At 72.0% G+C, this 14586-nt stretch carries 13 protein-coding genes; 4 read left to right on the top strand and 9 right to left on the bottom strand.

Annotation, left to right across the window (positions count from 1 at the left end; all coding sequences use genetic code 11):
* Window positions 1-17 precede the first annotated feature (17 nt).
* From ACIQD6_RS06015 to ACIQD6_RS06005, 3 genes are all read right to left on the bottom strand, one after another.
* Window positions 18-839 carry a carbohydrate ABC transporter permease gene (locus tag ACIQD6_RS06015; protein ID WP_401879525.1) on the bottom strand — a complete coding sequence of 274 codons (822 nt, stop codon included), beginning with the start codon at window positions 837-839 and terminating at the stop codon, window positions 18-20.
* A gap of 164 nt (window positions 840-1003) precedes the next feature.
* Window positions 1004-1999: a carbohydrate ABC transporter permease gene (locus ACIQD6_RS06010; protein WP_401878617.1), complete on the bottom strand. Its 996-nt coding sequence runs from the start codon at window positions 1997-1999 to the stop codon at window positions 1004-1006.
* 78 nt (window positions 2000-2077) lie between these two features.
* The gene (locus ACIQD6_RS06005) at window positions 2078-3370 is read right to left on the bottom strand and encodes an ABC transporter substrate-binding protein (protein ID WP_401878614.1); all 1293 of its coding nucleotides are present in this window, start codon (window positions 3368-3370) and stop codon (window positions 2078-2080) included.
* 421 nt (window positions 3371-3791) lie between these two features.
* Between ACIQD6_RS06005 and ACIQD6_RS06000 the strand changes: the two genes are divergently transcribed.
* Window positions 3792-4841 (top strand): LacI family DNA-binding transcriptional regulator, encoded by a 1050-nt coding sequence (locus tag ACIQD6_RS06000; protein ID WP_401879522.1) that lies wholly within the window; start codon window positions 3792-3794, stop codon window positions 4839-4841.
* A gap of 65 nt (window positions 4842-4906) precedes the next feature.
* Here ACIQD6_RS06000 and ACIQD6_RS05995 read toward each other — a convergent pair whose 3' ends face one another.
* From ACIQD6_RS05995 to ACIQD6_RS05980, 4 genes are all read right to left on the bottom strand, one after another.
* Entirely contained in the window at window positions 4907-5083 is a 177-nt protein-coding gene (locus tag ACIQD6_RS05995) for a hypothetical protein (RefSeq protein ID WP_401878611.1), read from the bottom strand.
* Between the two features lie 92 nt (window positions 5084-5175).
* On the bottom strand, window positions 5176-5556 hold the full coding sequence (locus ACIQD6_RS05990) for a hypothetical protein (protein WP_401878609.1): 381 nt from the start codon (window positions 5554-5556) through the stop codon (window positions 5176-5178).
* 91 nt (window positions 5557-5647) lie between these two features.
* Window positions 5648-7936 (bottom strand): phage holin family protein, encoded by a 2289-nt coding sequence (locus tag ACIQD6_RS05985; protein ID WP_401878606.1) that lies wholly within the window; start codon window positions 7934-7936, stop codon window positions 5648-5650.
* Window positions 7937-8066: 130 nt separating this feature from the next.
* Window positions 8067-8471 (bottom strand): hypothetical protein, encoded by a 405-nt coding sequence (locus ACIQD6_RS05980; protein ID WP_401878604.1) that lies wholly within the window; start codon window positions 8469-8471, stop codon window positions 8067-8069.
* A gap of 210 nt (window positions 8472-8681) precedes the next feature.
* On the opposite strand from ACIQD6_RS05980, the gene ACIQD6_RS05975 reads away from it, so the two are divergent.
* Both ACIQD6_RS05975 and ACIQD6_RS05970 read left to right on the top strand, forming a co-directional pair.
* The gene (locus ACIQD6_RS05975; RefSeq protein WP_401878602.1) at window positions 8682-9473 is read left to right on the top strand and encodes an MBL fold metallo-hydrolase; all 792 of its coding nucleotides are present in this window, start codon (window positions 8682-8684) and stop codon (window positions 9471-9473) included.
* Entirely contained in the window at window positions 9473-10216 is a 744-nt protein-coding gene (locus ACIQD6_RS05970) for a DedA family protein (RefSeq protein ID WP_401879520.1), read from the top strand. Before ACIQD6_RS05975 ends, ACIQD6_RS05970 begins: the two co-directional genes overlap by 1 nt.
* Here the strand turns inward: ACIQD6_RS05970 and ACIQD6_RS05965 are convergent.
* Together ACIQD6_RS05965 and ACIQD6_RS05960 are read right to left on the bottom strand one after the other, a co-directional pair.
* Window positions 10196-11386, bottom strand: a complete 1191-nt coding sequence (locus ACIQD6_RS05965) for an MBL fold metallo-hydrolase (RefSeq protein ID WP_401878601.1) — start codon at window positions 11384-11386, stop codon at window positions 10196-10198. The genes ACIQD6_RS05970 and ACIQD6_RS05965 overlap by 21 nt on opposite strands.
* Window positions 11383-12633, bottom strand: a complete 1251-nt coding sequence (locus ACIQD6_RS05960) for an aminotransferase class I/II-fold pyridoxal phosphate-dependent enzyme (protein WP_401878599.1) — start codon at window positions 12631-12633, stop codon at window positions 11383-11385. The genes ACIQD6_RS05965 and ACIQD6_RS05960 overlap by 4 nt, the downstream gene beginning before the upstream one ends.
* Window positions 12634-13060: 427 nt before the next feature.
* Between ACIQD6_RS05960 and ACIQD6_RS05955 the strand changes: the two genes are divergently transcribed.
* A complete protein-coding gene (locus ACIQD6_RS05955) occupies window positions 13061-14578 on the top strand; it encodes a bifunctional phosphatase PAP2/diacylglycerol kinase family protein (protein ID WP_401878597.1) in 1518 nt (505 codons plus the stop codon).
* Window positions 14579-14586: the final 8 nt, after the last annotated feature.

Here is a 14586-nt window from a genome sequence, read left to right as displayed (position 1 = left end):
TAGGGCGTCGGTGCGGCTCAGCCCTTGACGGCGCCCTCGCCCACGCCCCGGAAGAAGTAGCGCTGGAGACACGCGAAGAGGACGATCAGCGGGAGTACGGCGATGACCGTGCCGGCGGCGACCAGACGCGGGTCCTGCGCGAAAGTGCCGTGCAGGTAGTTGAGTCCGATGGTCAGGGTGTAGTGCTCCGGGTCGCTGAGGACGATCAGCGGCCAGAGGAAGTCGTCCCAGGCGCCCATGAAGGCGAAGATCGCGACCACGGCGAGGGTGCCCTTGACGGCGGGCAGCGCGATGCGGAGGAACCGCTGCCAGACGTTGGCGCCGTCGACATAGGCCGCTTCCTCCAGCTCCTGCGGGAGGTTGAGGAAGGCGTTGCGCATCAGCAGGACGTTCATCGCGCCGATGGACGCGGGAAGCAGCACCCCGATCAGGGTGTCGTTCAGGCCGAGGTCACGCATGGTGGTGAACTGGGCGATGATGATGCCCTCGACCGGCACGAGCATGGCGAGGATGAACACCAGGGTGGCGGCCCTGCGCCCCCGGTAGCGCAGCCGGGCCAGCGCGTAGCCGGCCAGGGTGGCACCGACGCAGTTGGTGACCACGCTGGCGGAGGCGACCTTGAGGGAGTTGTACGCGTACTCCCAGACCGGGATGGTCTTGGCGACCCGGCTGTAGTTGTCCAGCGTCGGATCGCTCGGGAGGAACGTCGGCGGGGAGGTGTAGATGTCCTCGGTCATCGCCTTGAGCGAGGTGGACAGCTGCCACAGGAACGGCCCGACCGTCAGGGCCAGTACGGCGAGCAGCAGGACGTACCGCAAGGCGAGTTGCCACGGCGCGATGCGCTTGCCCTCGGCGTCGGTGAACGGCTTCCGGAGGCCGCCCGGGAGCCTGGGGCGCTCACCGGTGACGCCGGCGCGACCGCCGGTGGCCTCCGGGACCGTGCCAGTGGCTTTCGGGACCGCACCCGTGGCTCGCGGGACGGTGCCTGTGGTCTTCGGGGAACTCACGCGTCCTCCTTACGGTCGGCGCGGAGTACGAGCAGCATCAGGACGACGGTGACGACGAAGACCACGACGGAGATGGCGGAGGCGTAGCCGACCCGGCCGCTCAGGCCCGTACCGACGCGCTGGACGAGCATCACCAGGGTGGTGTCCTCGCCGGCGGGGCCGCCGCTGGGGCCCGCCATCAGATAGACCTCGGAGAACACCTTGAACGCGGCGACCGACGACAGCGCGCCGACGAGAACCATGGTGGAGCGGACCGCCGGGACGGTGACGGTGACGAAGCGGCGGACGGCCCCCGCCCCGTCCACGGCGGCGGCTTCGTGCAGCTCGCGCGGTACGTTGGCCAGTGCGGCCAGGTAAATGATCATGTAGTAGCCGAGGCCCTTCCAGACCGTGACGGCCATCGCGCTGAACAGCAGCAGCCATTGATCGCTGAGGAAGCCGATCTTGCCGACTCCCACGGCCTCCAGCACCGAGTTGATCAGCCCCCGGTCGTCCAGCATCCAGACCCAGATCAGCCCGACCACGACGACCGAGGCGACGACCGGGGTGTAGAAGGCGGAGCGGAAGAAGCTGATGCCGGGGATGTTCCGCTGGACGAGCAGGGCCAGCAGCAGGGGCAGGATGATCAGGGCCGGGACGACGCAGACCACGTACAGCGTGCTGTTGCGCAGGCCGATCCAGAACATCTCGTCGTCGAGCAGCTCCCGGAAGTTGGCGAGTCCCACATAGCTGCCCGGGAGGAGGGTCCGCCGGTCGGTGAAGGAGTTGACCAGGGTGCTGAAGAACGGATAGAGGCTGAAGGTGCCGACGATCAGCAGTCCCGGCGCCGCGAACAGCCAGGGACTGGAAGGGAGTTGGCGTCTGATTCCGCGGGCTGTACGGCCGGCGGGCCCGCGGCGGGGCTCACGGCCGCCGGAGCCGGAGCCCCGGGGCGTGAGCCCCGCCGCAGCGGGGCCCGGAAGAGGCGCCCCGGGGGCGGTGGTGCTTTTCATGGTGGCTTTCGCTCAGCTCTGGCTTTGGCTCTCGCTCCGGCTCAGGATCCGGGGCCGGCCGCGGCCGGCCCCGGAGCATCAGCTCTGCTTGAGCAGCTTGTCGCAGGCCTCGACGGCACGGTCGAGCGCCTCCTGGGGACTCACCTTGCCCTGGAGCGCCTTGGCGACCTGGTTGCGCAGCTCGGTCTTCATCTGTTCGCTGAACACGACGGGCGTGTAATTGACGGCCGTCTTCAGGGACTTGGCGGCGGCGACCCGCACCCGCGTCTCGTCGGTGCCGTCTTCCTTGGTGAAGTACGGGTCGTCCAGGGAGCCCTTGGTGCTCGGGAAGATGGCGACCTGCTTGGCGAACGACATCTGGCGGGTAGCGTCGGTCACGAAGTGCGCGAACGCCACGGCGGCGGGCTTCTGCTGCGTCTTGGCGTTCACCATCACGCCCATGACGTACATGTTGACCTTGCCGGTGCTGGTGACCTGGTCGGTGATCCCGATGTTCTTGTAGAGGTTCGGGGCCTTCTTCTTGAAGTTCTCCAGGTCCAGCGCGCTGCCCGGGTTCATCGCCACGGACTCGGTGAGGAACTTGGTCCCGGAGGACTCGGGGGTCGCGGTCAGCGCCTGCGAGTCGAGCGCCTTCTTGTCGAACAACTCCTTGTAGCGGGTGAGCATCTCCACCCCCTTGGCGTCGTTGAAGGCGAAGCCGGTGCCGTCCCCGTTCATCAACTCGACGCCGTAGCGGCCGAAGTCCTCGATGGTGGGCACCTGGGCGAGGGTGGCGATCTTGCCGTCGCTCTGCTCGGCCAGCTTCAGGCCTTCCTCGAAGACCTGGTCGTACGTCGTCGGCGGCTTCTCGGGGTCGAGCCCGGCATCCTCGAAGAGCCGCTTGTTGTAGAACATCGGGCCGGTGTTCAGGTACCAGGGGAAGCCGTACGTCCCGTCCATGCCCGGTATCTGGTGGCTCTCCCAGGCGCCCGGCAGATATTCCTTGCGGAAGGCGGCCGCCGTCTTGTCCTTGTCGAGGTCCAGTGCGAGCCCGGCCTTCGCCAGCGGGGTCACCAGGTCCGGCGAGACATTGACGACGTCGGGCAGCGTGTCGCCGGCGGCGTCCGCGCTGAGCTTGTCGGCGTAGCCCTCGGCCGGCCGGTCGATCCACTGCACCTTCGCGTCCGGGTACTTCTTCTCGAAGTCCTTGATGACTCCGTTGAAGTAGTCCTTGAAGTTGGCCTGGAGGTTCCAGGTCTGGAAGGTGATCTTGCCCTTGATGGCTCCGGAGGCGTCGGAGGAGCCCTCGTCGGCTCCTCCACTACATGCGCTGAGCGGCAGGACGGTGGCGAGAACAGCGGCGAGGGCCACTGCTCTTCGGGGGATGCGCACGGTGAACGGCTCCTTTGCTCGGACCAGGCGTCTGGACGGCAGGCCGGAGCTGCGGGGCACCGGCGACTGCTTATGCCCAGCAGACAATGCAATGCGCCCGGGTGAAAGTCAACACATTCCCCACACACACGTGATTCTGTCTGATATTCGAGCAGGTCAAAGCCTGCTCTTTGCTTTCCTTGCCGTGGACGACTAATGCGCTTTAGAATGACGCGGCTCAAGCGCATTAGTCCGAGCTGTACCCGGCTCGCCCGGTACGGCCGAAAGACCCTACGATGCCCTTATCGAGCGCATAGGGAACGTGCGGGACACGCACGGGAAACAGAAGGAATACAGGAAAAGGGGCGCGCGGGTGGCAGCCAACCGGCCGTCGGTCAGGGACACCACAGCGGCCCGGCGCACCCCCGCGCGCCGCCCGACCATGAAGGACATCGCCCAGCGCGCCGGAGTGTCGGAGAGCGCCGTGTCCTTCGCACTCAACGGCCGTCCCGGCGTCTCCGAGGTGACCCGTGACCGGATCCGACGGGTCGCCGAACAGCTCGGCTGGCGGCCCAGCACCGCCGCCCGCGCCCTGTCTGGCGAGGGTGCGGCCACGGTCGGTCTGGTGCTCGCCCGCCCCGCGGCGGTCCTCGGCGTGGACTCATTCTTTCTCCAGCTGATCTCCGGCATCCAGGAGATCCTGTCAGAACGTCAACTCGGCCTGCTCTTCCAGGTGGTGGAAGACGTGGATGCCGAGTGCGCGGTCTACCGGCGCTGGTGGGCGGAGAACCGGGTGGACGGTGTCCTGGTCGTGGACCCCAGGACCGACGATCCCCGCCCCGACCTGCTGGGAGAGCTGGGACTTCCCGGTGTCGTCATCGGCGCGCTCCCCGGCGACGACGGCCCGCTCCTGCGCGACGACGACGGCGAAGCGATGCCGCATCCCGGTCTCTCGCAGGTACGGGCCGACGACGCGGGCGCGATGGCCGTCGTCGTCGGCCGGCTGCACGAGCTGGGGCACCGGCGGATCGTGCACATCGCGGGGCTGCCCTCGCTCGCGCACACCGAGCGGCGCGTCCGCTCGCTGGAGGCCGAGGCCGGGCGGCGCGGCCTCGCCGAGGTCCGCTCGGTGACCACGGACTACTCCGACACCCAGGGCGCCGCCGTGACCCGCCGGGTGCTGACGGAGGGCAGCCCCCCGACCGCCCTCGTGTACGACAACGACGTGATGGCCGCGGCGGGCGTGGCGGTCGCCACCGAACTGGGTCTCTCCGTACCGCGCGACCTCTCGGTCATCTCCTGGGAGGACTCGGCGCTGTGCCGGCTGGTGCGCCCCTGGCTGACGGCGCTCTCCCGCGACACGATCGCGTTCGGCCGCGGCGCCGCGCACGAGCTGGTCGCGCTGCTGGACGGCGGCGCGGCCCACACCGTACAAGTGCCGCTCCCGCACTTGATCGAGCGGGAGAGCACGGCGGGAGCACGCGCGTCGTGAGTCCTGTCCGTTCTGTGACCCGTCGCGCCCACCCCAGGCAGGGGCGGGCGCGACGGGCCGCCCGGCTACAGGGTCGTACCGCTCTCGTTCCGTTCCGCTTCCGTGGCCCCGTCCTCGGAAGCGGCGACGGGCTCGATGTCCCGGCCCGCGCCGCCGGAGGCGCGGCGGGGTTCGGTCACCTCGGCCCGTGCGGCCTCGGCACGGAGCATGGCGTTGAGTGCGGCGAAGGTGTCGATAGGCATGGCTGTGTCCTCACATGAGAGTGGGCTGAGTCAACTGCTGAGGTTCGAGGGGCACTTGAGCGCATGACGCACTCCGTGCTCTGCCTGACCTGTCAGCAGCGCAGCACCACACAACGCGAGGCGCCCGGCGCACGCGGGGGTTGCCCAACCGGCGCGCACCGCCCGACGTACGACGCCTGGCCCGTTCCGTACGGTCCGCTGCGGGTCAGGAGCTGGACGCGCGCCCTGCCCTCCCGCTCCGTCCTGCCGGGGGCGGCCTGTTCGGACTCGGCCGCGTCCTGCTGCCCCTCGCTCCCGGGATCCCGGGGGGCCGAGACCGGGGGCAGTTCGGCGTCGGACGCCGACGCGGTGCACACTTCGAGCGACATGCCGAGAAAGGCGACCAGTACCAACAGCGCGACGAGCAGCGACCGGCGCGCGGCGGCAGCGCGAACTGCCGCGGTGCGGGGGACAGCGCATGGGGCACGGTGCATGGGCACGACCTCCTGGACATGCGACCTCTGCCCATGAACAACCGTGTTTCGTCCTGCTACCGCCGGAAATCGCCCGCACGAGGGACACGCGCTATGCGGAGTTCGTCTCCCCTTCGGCGGTTCGCGCGCCTTCGACCGAACACGTGCCTTCGGCGGTCCGCTCGGCGGTCCGTGCGCCCTCGGCCGAACACGTGCCTTCGGCGGTCCGCTCGGCGGTCCGTGCGCCCTCGGCTGAGTACGTGCCTTGGCCGGGCCGCGCGCCCTCGGCGATCCGCTGTTCCGCCGCCGTACGTCCGCCGCGGCCGAGCGGCACCTGAGGTCCGCCGCCCTCGCGCAGCCACCGTCGGAGCACCCCGTGCACCCGCTCCGCGCCCACGAGTTCACCGCCGCCGGGGACCGGAGCGGAGAGCACCAGCGGGGACAGCAGGAACGCCCGGGACTGTTCGCCGCCGAGTCCGCCGTGCGAACCGATCTGCTCCTCGAAGGCGTGCACCCGGCCCGTCGCCGGGTCGTACATCGAGTTGACCATGACGTCGGCGACATGCGGGAAGGAGTCGGTGCGCCGTACGGCGTCGGCCGCGCCCGGTCCCATGGCGGCCAGCGGGCCGCTGTCGTCGAGTTCGGCGACCGGGACCTCCACCCCGTGGGGGCCGAGCACCACCGAACCGTGTTCCTCGCTCCGTACCAGCAGGAAGCCGATTCCCGGGTGGTCGGCGAGGGTCCGCAGCAGCGCGGGATGGCGCCGTTCGATCTGCTCGCGGCTCATCCTCCCCGGCACATCGGGGAAGGAGATCAGGGCGAGGTTCCCGGAGGCGAGCACGACCGGTTCCCGGTCCTGTCCCGGCTTCTCCCCTGCGCCGCCGGGCTTCTCCCCGGGGCCGTCGGGGTCGTCGGGCTCCGGCCGGTGGAGCGCGCCGAGGACGGCGTGCCGGGCCGCGTCGCGCGCCTCGGCGCCGCTCTTCGTCCGCCCGGCCCGGCGCGGTACGGGAAGTCCGCAGCCCGCTCTGACCAGGTCCTTGAGGGTGAGTCCGTAGGCGGCCTGGAAGGTTTCGCCGGGGCTCTGGCCGTGGTCGGAGAGCAGCACGATCCGGTAGGTACGGGGAGCGAGTTCGGCGACCCTGGCGATCAGGCCGACCGAACGGTCGAGGCGTTCGAGGACCCGCGCCGCGTCCCGGCTGTGCGGCCCCGAGTGGTGGGCCACCTCGTCGTACGCGACGAGGTCCGCGTAGACGGCGGTCCGGCCGGCCAGCATGTCCCCCAGCACCGAGGCGACCACCACGTCCCGCTCCACGACGGTGGCGAAGGCCCGGATGAACGGATAGAGCCCGCCACGGCTCACCCTCGGCCGGTCGCCGCGCAGACGCGCCCGCGTCGACTGGCCGATCTCGCGGCCGACATCGGCGACGAAGGAGACCACCGTACGAACGGCGTTGGCCGGATCGGAGAAGTACGCGAAGTAACCGGCGCGGGAGCGGTTGGCCTTGCCTCGCCTCGCGGCCATCGACAGCACCAGCGCGAGCTGGTCGGCGCCGCCGCTGAAGAGATTGCCCCGGCTGGCGCCGTCGAGGGTGAGGAGCCCGCCGTCGCCGGTGCGCTCGATGGCCCGGCGCTGGAGCTCGACGGCGCTGGCGGGCCGGTTGCTGACCATGATCCGGCCGGTGTCCTTCTCGTACCAGCGGAAGGCGGGGACGTCATGGTTGGAGCCGTGCAGGATGCCGAGCTGGCTGGCGCCGGTCTGGCTGGACCAGTCGGTACGCCAGGGGGTCAGCCGGTGGGTGGGCCACGCGCCCAGCCAGTCGGCGACGTGCGGCATCACCCCGTCGGCGACGGCGTCCAGCAGTACCTGGTGCCCCACTCCGTCGAGTTGGAGGAAGACCGTACCGGGCGGTCCGCCGTGGCCGGCGTCCTCGCCGCTCCTGCGCCGGCGCCGGCCGGCCAGCCGCGAGAACCTGCGCCCGTACGCGGCGTCGTCACCGACCGCGAGCGCCGTGGAGGTCGCGGAGGCGACGGCGGACATCACGGCGGCGACCACCACCGCGGTCTCCGGGTTGGCCACGCCCCGGCCGTCGGGTATCAGCCGCAGCGCGACCAGCAGCAGCGAACCGTTGAGGAAGAACACCAGCAGGCCCAGCACCAGCGCGGGGACGAGGAGCACGGCCCGTACGAGCAGGGGCCAGACCAGCGCGCTGAGCAGACCGAAGGCGCCCGCGCCCCAGCCCGCCGTGACGGCGGTCCTGGTGATGCTTTCCCCGTCGCCGGACCGGAGCTGGAAGTCCGGCAGGATCCCGGCGAGCAGCAGCATCGTCAGCGCCGACACCGCCCATACGATGATCACTCTCAGCAGGGCTCTGCCCGTCGTTCGCCATCGCCCCTTGAGCACTGCGCTTTCACCTCACGTCCGCGCCCGAACGCCTGCGCGGGCTCCGCCCCAGCCTTGCACAGCGCGCCGAAAACCCGGCACGGACAACGAGTCGTCGCAGGTCAGCAGGGAGACACTGAGGTAACCGGGGTCAGCAGCCGTTGTAACCGGCCGTCGGCATTGAGAGCCTGCGGTGGACACCGGCCTTCATGGCCGCGTCGTACGACGGCTCGTCCAGCCCGACGATCTCCAGGCGTACGCCCCGCCGCTCACACTCCGCGGAGAACACCCTCACGGACGTGAACGCCCGGTCGAGCACCCGTTCATTGGCGACGACGAAGACCTCCACCAGCCCCGCGTCGACATCCACCCATAATCCGCCGTGGTCGGGGCGCAGTCCGTAGAGCAGCAGTTGCCGTGTGACGACGTAGCCCTGGGCCTCCGCCCAGCGCGCGCACATCAGGTGCTGACCGCGGGTGTCCACGAGGAAGGGTTCGCTGTCGAGCTCCTCCAGCGGGGTCAGGCTGGTGATCGCAGCCACTCGTACCTCACCCATGACGCGTCCCCCGCTCGTCCCCCGACGCCGGCCTTCGTCCGGGCACCCTACTGGGCGCGCGCCCTCGCGAGGCAGGCGCGTACAGGGCGGACAACAGCGCGCGAGCGGGCGCATTCGCCCGTCCGCCCCGCCCGCCGCCGTACGCTGAGTCCGGGCGGGCGGACACGCGAACGCACAGACGGCAGGCGGACGGGCGGAGCTGAGGTCGGGTTGGGAACTGTCATCACCTGGTGGGGTCATGCCACCTGCACGGTCGAGGACTCCGGTGTCCGGGTGCTGACCGACCCGCTCCTCGTCCGCCGGCTGGCCCATCTGCGCCGCCGCCGCGGCCAGGTGCCGCCGCCCGAGGCGCTGGTCGCCGACGCCGTACTGGTCTCGCACCTCCACTCCGACCATCTCCATCTGCGGTCGCTGTCCCGGCTCGCGCCCGGCACCCGGCTGATCGTGCCGCGCGGAGCCGGGCGTTCCGTCCCCGGGCTCCGCAGGCTCGACGCCCGCCGGAACCCGGGCGGTCTGCGGATCACCGAGGTCGACGCGGGCGACGAGGTGGAGATCGGGGCACTGCGGATACGGGCCGTACCCGCGCGGCACGACGGACGGCGGCTGCCGGTCGGACCGCACCGCTCCCCCGCCCTCGGCTATGTGATCTCCGGCGAGTCGCGGACGTACTTCGCCGGTGACACCGGACTCTTCGACGGGATGGCGGACGCCGTGGGCCCGGTGGACACGGCGCTGCTGCCGGTCGGCGGCTGGGGTCCCCGACTGGGGCCCGAGCACCTGGACGCCGGGCGCGCGGCGCAGGCACTGGCCCGGCTGGCGCCGCGCGCCACGGTGCCGGTGCACTACGGCACGTACTGGCCGATCGGACTGGACGCCGTCAGGCCCCATGAGTTCTACGCCCCGGGCCACGAGTTCGTACGGAAGGCGGCGCGGCTCGCCCCGAAGGTCACCGTGCACCTGCTGCGGCACGGCGAGAGCGCGCGTCCGGAGGACGGACGGTGATCGACCGGCTCATAGCCCAGCTGTCGCAGGCGTTCCAGTTGCCGACCGAATCCACTCAGCAGGCCGTCGGCTATCCCTCGCTCTTCCTGCTGGTGGCGTTGGGCGCGCTGGTGCCGGTGGTGCCGACGGGCGCGCTGGTCAGCTCGGCGACGGTGGTCGCCGTCCACCAGTCGACTCCGCTCCCCGTGCTCTGGGTCTTCGTCGTGGCATCGGTCGCGGCGTTCCTCGGGGACATCGCGCTCTACTGGCTGGGGCGGCGCGGTGTCCGCTCCAAGAACGGCTCGCGCTGGCTGGCCGCACTGCGCCGGAGCGCCCCGCCCGACCGGCTGGAGCAGGCGCAGCGGAAGCTGCGTGAGCACGGCGTGATGGTGCTGGTGCTGTCCCGGCTGGTGCCGGCCGGGAGGATTCCGGTGATGCTGGCCTGTCTGCTGGCGGAGTGGCCGCTGCGCCGGTTCGCCCGGGGCGATGTGTCGGCCGCTCTGGCCTGGGCGGCGACGTACCAGCTGGTCGGGGTGCTCGGCGGCTCGCTGTTCCAGGAGCCCTGGGAGGGAGTGCTCGCCGCGGTGGTGCTGACGCTGTTGCTCAGCGGCGCGCCGGCGCTGTGGCGCCGACTGCGCGGGCCCGGAGGGCGAGAGCGGTCGGGAGAAGGAAAGGCGTCCGGGCCATCCGGGCCGGGCCGGGCCGACGGCGCGGGGAGTGCCGGCGCCCCCGGCACCGCGGGATCAGAGGGCCAGCAGACGTGACGAGCCGACCGGCAGGTCCCAGAGCTGGGCGCGCGGCCGGCCGGTCCTCGCCCACGCGGCCCTGACCCGGGTGAGGGGTTCGAGCACCGGTTCGGCGGAGAGGACGAAGGTCGCCCAGTGCATCGGGGCCATGTTCCTGGCGCCGAGGTCCTCGCAGGCCCGTACCGCCTCCTCCGGGTCGGCGTGCACATCGCGCAGCCACCAGCGCGGGGCGTACGCCCCGATCGGGAGCAGCGCCAGATCGATGCCGGGATGGCGGCGGCCGATCTCCTTGAACCAGTGCCCGTATCCGGTGTCCCCGGCGAAGTGGACGCGCCGGCCGTGGCTGTCGCTCAGCACCCAGCCGCCCCAGAGCGAGCGGCAGGTGTCGGTGAGGGAGCGCTTGGACCAGTGGTGGGCGGGGACGAAGTCGAAGCGTACGGTCCCGCCGTCGGCGCCGGGCAGCTCGGCGGCCTCCCACCAGTCGAGCTCGGTGACCCGGGTGAAGCGGCGGCGCCGGCACCAGCGGGCCAGCCCGGCCGGTACGAACAGCGGGGTGTCGCGCGGCAGTCGCTTGAGGGTCGGGGCGTCGAGATGGTCGTAGTGGTTGTGGCTGATGACGACCGCGTCAACGGGCGGCAGATCCTCCCAGCGGACCCCGACGGGTGTGAGCCTGGCCGGGGTGCCGAAGATACGGCGGGACCAGACGGGGTCGGTGAGGACGGTGAGCCCGCCGATGCTCACCACCCAACTGGCGTGCCCCGCCCAGGTGACGGCGAGGGTGGCCGCGTCCACGGAGGGCAACGGCCCTGGGGCGAACGGCAGTTGTGGTACGTCACGGAGCCCGTCGGCGCCGGGGCGTACGGCGCCCTCTCTGGCCAGCCGGGCCAGGGCGCGGACGCCGGGCAGCGGGGCGGTCAGCCGGTCGGCGAAGGACCGGGGCCAGTGGCGGAGTTCACCGAGGGGCCGCAGGCCGTCTCTCGGGCGAGTGTCGGCCGGTGCGGGGGTGGCCGGGTGGGTCTGGTGGGTCTGGTGGGTCGTGCCAATAAGCTGGTGGCTCGTGCTGACGGGCTGCTGGGTCGTGCCGGCCTGTTGCGCCCGCTCGATTCGTTCCGTAAGGCCTGCTTCTTCCGTCTGTTCCGTAGGGCCTGCCTGTTCCGTCTGTTCCGTCTGTTCCGTCTGTTCCGTCATCGAGGTTCCGTTCCACTCGGTTCGTCGAATCGGCGCAGGGCGTCGAAGGCGGATCCAAAAATGCTGAGCGCTCGCGCGACATGAGGCAATTCCAGCGGCGTCGCCGAGGTGAGGGACTCCAGGCGCTCCGCCGGGGTCGCCCCGAGCAGCGGTCCGGTCGACAGGCGTACGCGCAGCTCGTCCAGTTCGTCCCCGAACCGGTGGCCGCCGGGCGCCGGCGCCCCCAGGCGTTCGCTCAGATGGTTCTCCAGCTCCATGGAATCGGTGACACCCGATCCGGCCAACCGTGCGCGCAACGGCCCGAGATCGGCGTAGAGATGACGGCCCGCCTGCGGGGGTGGGGCGACGGCGCCCGAGACGAGTACCGCGTGGTGGGCGGCGGCGGCCACGCGCGCGTGCAGCGCGGTCGCCGCCCGCGCTCTGTCCGTGACGGGCGCCGGTTCGTCCAGCGCGTGGGCGGCGGCAGCCGCGACGGGGCCCGCGACCAGGGCGCCGAGTGCGGTGAGGATGTCGAGTGTGCGTGCCCGCAGGGCGGCTCCGGCCCCGGTGGCGGGGTAGCGGGCGACGGCCGCCGGCCAGGCGGTGGGGAGGAGCGCGCCCGCCAGGTCCGAGACCACGACGACCTCGTCGGGCCACATCTCGGCCGGGCTGAGCAGCGGCGTCTCGTGCGGCCGGTGCACGGTGTCGCGCCAGGTCTCGTCGCTGATGATGTGCAGGCCTTCGCCGATCGCGGCCTCGCATGCCTCCCGCACCAGCTCGGGCGGGGCGACGGACGCGGTGGGGTCGTCGGCGAGGGAGAGCAGCAGCACGCGGGGCGTACCCCCCTCGTCCCGTACCCGGCGGACCGTCTCCAGCAGGGCGAACGGATCGGGCACTCCGCCCGCGTCCACCGGGGCCGGCACATGGTAGGCGGGCCGGCCCCGGAGCTGTACCTGCGGGGTCCACCAGGCGGGGCAGGGCCGTGGCATCAGGACGTCACCGTCGTACGCGGCGAGCAGCGCGAACAGCAGCGGCTGCGGGCCGGGCGCGGCGGCCACCTCGTCGAGGCCGCTGTCCAGCCCTCGCCGTCCCCAGTAGCCACAGGCCGCTTCCCGCAGGACCGCGCCGCCACCGGGCGGCTCGGGTGAGGGGCGTCCGGCGGCAGCGGCGCAGGCCTCGACCAGTTCGGGCAGCACGGGCAGCCCCGTCTCGGGCACGGACGGGCCGAACCGGACGGGGCCACGGCCTTCCGGAACCGTCCGCCGCATACCGTCACCTCCCGCAGTCACCCGGCAGGGCCACGTAAAGCGCGGCCACGTGGAGCACGGCCACGTAAAGCGGCCACGTAAAGCGGCCATGTAACGCGGCCTGCAGCGCGGCCACGCGTCACGGCCACGCGTCTCGGCCACCGGCCGGGAGCCGGCCCCTCCGGAAAGCTCGGCTCCTGAGCCCTTCATCGCGGCTCCTGAGCCCTTTATACGGAGGTTTGCCGCTCCCTGCCCTCCGGGATCCGCCCCCGGCCGCACTCCGGGGGCGCCCCCGGATCCGCCCTGGGGGCGCCCCCCGTTCCACCCTGATTCCGCTCCCCCCGCTCCCCCGTACAGCCACTTCCGCGCCCCCGCCCACGCGTACCCGGGCTTTCCGGGTGCCGTACGGCACTGCTTGGGCCGGCCGCTCGCGGGGTACCCGCGTTCCATGCCAGACACCTCAGCCATTCCCACGGCCCACCAGCAGGCACCGCCGGGGACCCGTACCCGGATCGCGGCTCTGCTCGACTCCTGGGACGAGCGGGCTTTCCGCTCCGTCGCCGCCCGGCACTGGCCGGGCGCGGGTCCCGTACTGCCCCGGCTGAGCCGTAGCGCCAACCACGGACTGCTCTGGTTCGGCGCCGCCGCCGGCATCGCGGCGCTGGGCCACGGCACCCGTTCGCGCCGGGCGGCCCTTCGGGGGGTGGCGTCGCTGGGGCTCGCCTCGGCCGCCATCAACGTCATCGGCAAGCGCGCGGTGCGCCGGCCGCGTCCCCTGCTCGACGCCGTACCGGTGATACGGCAGCTGAAGCGGCAGCCGTTCACCACGTCCTTCCCGTCCGGGCACGCGGCCTCGGCCGCGGCCTTCGCGACGGGGGTCGCCCTGGAGTCCAAGGGCTGGGGCGCGGTCGTGGCACCGCTGGCCGCTTCCGTGGCCCTCTCCCGGGTCTATACGGGGGTGCACTATCCGAGCGATGTGCTGGTCGGCGCGGCGCTGGGGGTGGGGGCGGCCTACGCGGTACGGGGGATAGTGCCGACCCGTTCGCAGATGCCCTCGCCCGGACGGCCGTACGCGCAGGCCCCGGCACTGCCCGGCGGCCGGGGGCTGGTCGTCGTGGCCAACCGGGCGTCCGGCTCCTTCGACGACGCCACGCTGGTGCGCGACGCGCTGCCGTTCGCGGAGATCGTGGAGTGCGAACCGGAAGAGGTCGAGACCGAGCTGGAGAAGGCGGCGGGCCGCTGCCAGGCCCTCGGTGTCCTCGGCGGTGACGGAACGATCAACCGGGCCGCGACCATCGCCGTGCAGCACGGACTGCCGCTGGCCGTCTTCCCGGGTGGCACGCTCAATCACTTCGCGTACGACCTGGGGATCGAGCATGTCCAGGACACCTGCCGGGCGCTGACCGCGGGGGATGCCGTACGGGTCGACCTGGGGCGCTTCACCCCCGGGCCGTACGGGACGGCCCCCGGCCACTTCCTCAACACGTTCAGTCTGGGCGTCTATCCGGAGCTGGTGCGGGTGCGCGAGCACTGGGCGCCTCGGATCGGCGGCTGGCCCGCCGGGGTCCTCGCGGCGCTGAAAGTACTGCGCGGCGAGCACCAGCTGGACGCCGAGTTCGAGGGCCGGCGGCGGTCACTGTGGCTGCTGTTCGCGGGGAACTGCATCTACCAGCAGGTGGGCCCCACGCCCGGCCACCGGCACGACCTGGCCGACGGCCTGCTGGACGTGCGGATCGTGCACGGGGGCCGCGCCCCGGGGCTGCGCCTGCTCGCCGCCGCGCTCGCCGGGCCGCTGAGCCGTTCCCCGGTGCACGCGGCCGAGCGGATGCGGCGGGTGCGGATCTCGGGCATCGAGCCGGGTACGCCCCTGGCATACGACGGTGAAGTCGCCGAGGCGCCCGAGGAGTTGACGCTGGACAAGGCGATCGAGGCGTTGACGGTCTACCGGCCGCAGGCCCTGCTGTAGCGGACGGC

The sequence above is a fragment of the Streptomyces sp. NPDC088400 genome (genome assembly GCF_044753355.1).
Taxonomy (GTDB): domain Bacteria; phylum Actinomycetota; class Actinomycetes; order Streptomycetales; family Streptomycetaceae; genus Streptomyces.
The sequence above is the reverse complement of the archived record's forward strand: the minus strand, read 5'-3'. Positions and strand labels throughout refer to the sequence as shown.

Bases quoted from the DNA above. Each gene is read 5' to 3' on its own strand.
- ACIQD6_RS06010 (WP_401878617.1), bottom strand. From the start codon at position 1,999: ATGAAAAGCACCACCGCCCCCGGGGCGCCTCTTCCGGGCCCCGCTGCG.
- ACIQD6_RS06000 (WP_401879522.1), top strand. From the start codon at position 3,792: ATGAAGGACATCGCCCAGCGCGCCGGAGTGTCGGAGAGCGCCGTGTCC.
- ACIQD6_RS05995 (WP_401878611.1), bottom strand. From the start codon at position 5,083: ATGCCTATCGACACCTTCGCCGCACTCAACGCCATGCTCCGTGCCGAG.
- ACIQD6_RS05990 (WP_401878609.1), bottom strand. From the start codon at position 5,556: ATGCACCGTGCCCCATGCGCTGTCCCCCGCACCGCGGCAGTTCGCGCT.
- ACIQD6_RS05980 (WP_401878604.1), bottom strand. From the start codon at position 8,471: ATGGGTGAGGTACGAGTGGCTGCGATCACCAGCCTGACCCCGCTGGAG.
- ACIQD6_RS05965 (WP_401878601.1), bottom strand. From the start codon at position 11,386: ATGACGGAACAGACGGAACAGACGGAACAGACGGAACAGGCAGGCCCT.
- ACIQD6_RS05960 (WP_401878599.1), bottom strand. From the start codon at position 12,633: ATGCGGCGGACGGTTCCGGAAGGCCGTGGCCCCGTCCGGTTCGGCCCG.
- ACIQD6_RS05955 (WP_401878597.1), top strand. From the start codon at position 13,061: ATGCCAGACACCTCAGCCATTCCCACGGCCCACCAGCAGGCACCGCCG.